Raw genomic sequence first — 3,571 nt, forward strand, 5'->3', positions numbered from 1 at the left:
GCCTCACGTGCCGAATGGGAGCTCAAGCGGCAGCCGCGCGAACGCAAGCTGGCGTGGCTGATGCAGGAACAGGGCTGAACCACGCGCGACGCATGAAGCGCGGTAGTGCCGGCCGCTGGCCGGCAACCTCATGAACCCTGGTTGCACCCTGCGGTTGCCGGCCAGCGGCCAGCAGTACCCCGGATCAACGTGCCATGATCGCCCAGCCCTCAGCGCTGGAGACCCGGATGTCCGCCGTTGCCCTGTTGTTCGCACTTTCCGCAGCGGCAAGCCCTGCCGCCGACGCCGCCACGATCGCGGCCATTGAAGCGACCTGCCACGACTACGTCGACGGCCAACTGGAAGCCAATCCGCAGCGCGTCGCCCGTTCCCTGCACCCGGACCTGGCCAAGCGCGCGGTACTCGGTGATACGCCCGACGAACGCCTCGGCCTGCGCCGGATGTCGAAGGAAGAGCTGGTCGCGCTGACCAGGCAGGGCGCGTTGAAGACCCCGAAGGATCAATGGGACCGCAGTTGCACGGTGCTGGACGTGACCGGCAACGCCGCATCGGTACGGCTGGAAACGCCGTGGTTCGTCGACTATTTCCACATGGGCCGCTTCGAGCAGCGCTGGGTCATCGTCAACGCGCTGTGGTACCCGAAGCCGAAGGCGGAGTGAGCGATGCGGGCCGCCGGTAAAGCGTGGCTCTCGGTCGTCGTGCTGGCAGCCGGCATCGGGCTGCTGCCTGGCCTTCTGTACCTGCTCGGACTGGCGCTGGTGGAAGGCTGGCCGAAGCCGGCCGACAGCGCGCCCAGCGGTGTGGCAGCATGCAGCAGTGAACTGCGAACGGGATACCAGCCGATGAACCCTTGGCGCTTCGCGGCGCAGTTCTTCGATCCTGGAGCGCTGAAGAAGGCGACTGATATCGAGCGCGAAGCGTTCTGGGTTGCACGCCGCCACCTGATGCGGCAGCCGCAGCACGACATGCTGCGCTGGCACCTGAGCAGCACCGCGTTGACGATCTGGATCACCCGGAATTGGAGTGCCGCACAGATTGCCGATACCGCGAGAAAGGAAGACGTCTGCCAGGTATGGTCACGCCCACGTGGCCCGGGCGGCCCGAGGTAGATCCACGCCAGGCGTGGATGACGTTGACGGAGTCAGAGCCCCTTCCTGCGGAAAGGGATCCGACCGCGCAGCAGCCGGCCAGCGGCCGGCACTACCGTCGGGGCCGCCGGTCTTCGCGGTCATCGCCAAAAATGATCCGCGCGCTGCGTTGGTAGCTCCAGTACGCCACCGCCCAGTTCAACAGCACCACGACGCGGTTGCGGAACCCGATCAGGAAGAACACGTGCGCGGCCAGCCAGAACCACCAGGCCAGCACGCCGGACAGCTGCAGCTTGCCCAGGTGCACGATCGCGGCCATGCGGCCGATAGTGGCCAGGTTGCCGAAGTCGGCGTACTTGAACGGCCCGGGTGCTGCCTTGCCATGTAGGCGCGCGCGAATCACGTCCGCCACGTACTTGCCCATCTGCTTGGCGGCAGGCGCAACGCCCGGTACTGGTTTGCCGTTGGCCTGGTTCAGCGCAGCGAGGTCGCCGGCCACGAACAGTTCCGGATGACCAGGCAGGGTCAGGTCGGGCTGCACCTGCACGCGACCTGCGCGGTCCAGCGGCACGTCCAGCGTGCGCGCCAGCGGTGAGGCGGCCACGCCGGCGGCCCAGACCACGGTGCGCGCGGGCACGAACTGGTCGCCCAGTTTGAAGCCCTGTCCATCGATGTGGCTCACCGGCGTGCCGGTCATCACTTCCACGCCCAGCTTTTCCAACTGCCGGCGTGCTTTCAGCGAAAGCACTTCGGGGAAGGTGGACAACACGCGCGGACCGGCCTCGACCAGCCGCACCTTGGCGCTGGCTGGATCGATGTGGCGGAATTCATTGCGCAGCGTATGCCGGGCGATTTCCGCCAGAGTGCCGGCCAGCTCGACGCCGGTCGGGCCACCACCCACCACCGCAAAGCTCAGCCATGCGGCCTTCTTCGCCGGGTCCGGCTCGGCCTCGGCGCGCTCGAACGCCAGCAGCAGTTTGCGGCGCAGGGCGATGGCATCGTCCAGGGTCTTCAGGCCCGGCGCATCGTCGGCCCATTCGTCGTGGCCGAAGTAGGCATGGGTGGCGCCGGTGGCCAGCAGCAGGCTGTCGTAGTCCAGCGTGCTGCCATCGGCCATGCGCACCTGGCGTGCCTGTTTGTCGATGGCCACCACTTCGCCCAGCCGCACCTCCACGTTGCGCTGGTGGCCGAGGATATGGCGCAGCGGTGCGGCGATATCCGGAGCCGACAGCCCGGCGGTGGCCACCTGGTAAAGCAGCGGCTGGAACAGGTGGTGATTGCGACGGTCGACCAGGGTGATGCGTATGCGTTCGCGGGCCAGCGCACGGGTGGCCCACAGGCCGGCGAAACCGCCGCCGACAACGACCAGGTGGGGGACGCGATCACGACTCATCGACTCACTCCAGGGGGGGCATGGGGGAAGTGCCTGGCATCTTCGCATGGCCGGTCCTTGTCACGTCAGCGTGCATCGGGATCGGCGATACTCGGGTTCAGGCAACTGCCCGTGAGGAGTCCATGAGCGAACCGGAAAAGCGCATCGCCCTGTTGATCGACGCCGACAATGCACCGGCCTCGAAGATCGACGAAGTCCTGGCCGAGGTCGCGCGCTACGGTGTGGCCAACGTCCGCCGTGCCTACGGCAACTGGAAGAGCCCACGACTGAAGGGCTGGGAGGCGGTGCTGCACGAGTACGCGATCCGCCCGATCCAGCAGTTCGCCTACAGCAAGGGCAAGAACGCGTCGGACATGGCGATGGTGATCGACGCGATGGATCTGCTGTACGCGCGCAACCTCGATGGTTTCGCGATCGTGTCCAGCGATGCCGACTTCACTCCGATGGTGATGCGCCTGCTGACCGATGGCGTGAAGGTGTATGGCTTCGGCGAAAAGAAGACGCCGGAACCCTTCGTCAACGCATGTTCGAAGTTCACCTACCTCGAAGCGTTGGGCCAGACCCACGCCAGCGTGCAGGATGTGGAGCAGGCAGCGAACGAACAATCATCGAACGGACAGGCGCCCAGCGAGCAGGCCACCAGCGATGATGCGCGCCCACGCAAGAGCGGGGCGGAAATGCGCAGCGACACGCGTCTGGTGAAGATGCTGCGCGGTGCGGTGTCCTCGGCAGAAGGCGAGGATGGCTGGTCGCACCTGGGTCCGGTCGGCAGCCAGATCGGCAACCAGGCCTCGTTCGATCCGCGCAACTACGGTTACGGGAAGCTCAGCGATCTGCTGGCCGCAATCGGTCTGTTCGAACTGAAGAAGGACGGTAAATCCTCCTACGTGCGCGCGCTGCCGAAGAAGAACCGGTAACGCGCGGCCACGCAGCGTCGCCGGGCATGGCCCGGCGGATGCCCAATGCAGTCATTGCGCTCACACCCAAGCCGATCAGGCGTATCGTTGCCGCTCGCATTGCCAGCAAGGAAATCCGCATGTTGAAGATCTGGGGTCGCCGCAATTCCAGCAACGTCCGCAAGGTGCTGTGG

At 66.2% G+C, this 3,571-nt stretch carries 4 protein-coding genes; 3 read left to right on the plus strand and 1 reads right to left on the minus strand.

Annotated elements, in window-relative coordinates; translation table 11 throughout:
• The first annotated feature begins 227 nt into the window (after positions 1-227).
• Both AB4Y84_RS16230 and AB4Y84_RS16235 read left to right on the plus strand, forming a co-directional pair.
• Positions 228-659 (plus strand): nuclear transport factor 2 family protein, encoded by a 432-nt coding sequence (locus AB4Y84_RS16230; protein WP_442244498.1) that lies wholly within the window; start codon positions 228-230, stop codon positions 657-659.
• 3 nt (positions 660-662) lie between these two features.
• Positions 663-1,109, plus strand: a complete 447-nt coding sequence (locus AB4Y84_RS16235; protein WP_442244499.1) for a hypothetical protein — start codon at positions 663-665, stop codon at positions 1,107-1,109.
• Between the two features lie 91 nt (positions 1,110-1,200).
• Here the strand turns inward: AB4Y84_RS16235 and AB4Y84_RS16240 are convergent, their stop codons facing one another.
• On the minus strand, positions 1,201-2,481 hold the full coding sequence (locus tag AB4Y84_RS16240; RefSeq protein WP_442244500.1) for an NAD(P)/FAD-dependent oxidoreductase: 1,281 nt from the start codon (positions 2,479-2,481) through the stop codon (positions 1,201-1,203).
• A 122-nt stretch (positions 2,482-2,603) separates the two neighbouring features.
• Between AB4Y84_RS16240 and AB4Y84_RS16245 the strand changes: the two genes are divergently transcribed.
• Positions 2,604-3,398: an NYN domain-containing protein gene (locus AB4Y84_RS16245; RefSeq protein WP_442244501.1), complete on the plus strand. Its 795-nt coding sequence runs from the start codon at positions 2,604-2,606 to the stop codon at positions 3,396-3,398.
• Positions 3,399-3,571: the final 173 nt, after the last annotated feature.

Origin of the sequence: Stenotrophomonas sp. 2YAF22, from assembly GCF_052114665.1 — a bacterium.
In the GTDB taxonomy this organism is placed as follows: Bacteria; Pseudomonadota; Gammaproteobacteria; order Xanthomonadales; family Xanthomonadaceae; genus Stenotrophomonas; species Stenotrophomonas indicatrix.

What these genes read in the sequence shown, in the direction of transcription:
- AB4Y84_RS16230 (WP_442244498.1), top strand. Translation starts at nt 228, where the DNA reads ATGTCCGCCGTTGCCCTGTTGTTCGCACTTTCCGCAGCGGCAAGCCCT.
- AB4Y84_RS16235 (WP_442244499.1), top strand. Translation starts at nt 663, where the DNA reads ATGCGGGCCGCCGGTAAAGCGTGGCTCTCGGTCGTCGTGCTGGCAGCC.
- AB4Y84_RS16240 (WP_442244500.1), bottom strand. Translation starts at nt 2,481, where the DNA reads ATGAGTCGTGATCGCGTCCCCCACCTGGTCGTTGTCGGCGGCGGTTTC.
- AB4Y84_RS16245 (WP_442244501.1), top strand. Translation starts at nt 2,604, where the DNA reads ATGAGCGAACCGGAAAAGCGCATCGCCCTGTTGATCGACGCCGACAAT.